The sequence below is a fragment of the Fructilactobacillus sp. X2R1C1 genome (genome assembly GCF_059901435.1).
The window spans coordinates 1-249 of the sequence record NZ_JBWXUV010000130.1 but is presented as its reverse complement, the minus strand read 5'-3'; the positions used below and the strand labels follow the sequence as shown (position 1 = coordinate 249).

The 249-nt window shown below is 59.4% G+C and carries 1 protein-coding gene; it reads left to right on the top strand.

Features of this window, described 5'->3' with window-relative positions:
* The coding region (locus tag AC6UDG_RS07755) for a hypothetical protein (protein WP_500706997.1) at window positions 1-249 on the top strand (249 nt) is incomplete at both ends.

The window sequence follows — 249 nt, the reverse complement described above, 5'->3', positions numbered from 1 at the left end:
GCTCTATCTCTATCCCGATCTGCACCCGGACAATGCCATCGACCACGGCCACTCAAAGGAGATCGGTGAGACGCACGTCATTGAGCAGCTTGACCTCAGCGAGCGCTACTCCCGCAGCGGTTGGCCGGTCATGCTGGAACTCCTGGGGCACGAGGCATGGCGTCGCTACGAGGCGAAACTAATCAGTGATGACGACTTCTACTGTGTCGAGGCGCAACGCTCGGGCTTCACAGCGAAGCAGGCATCCAA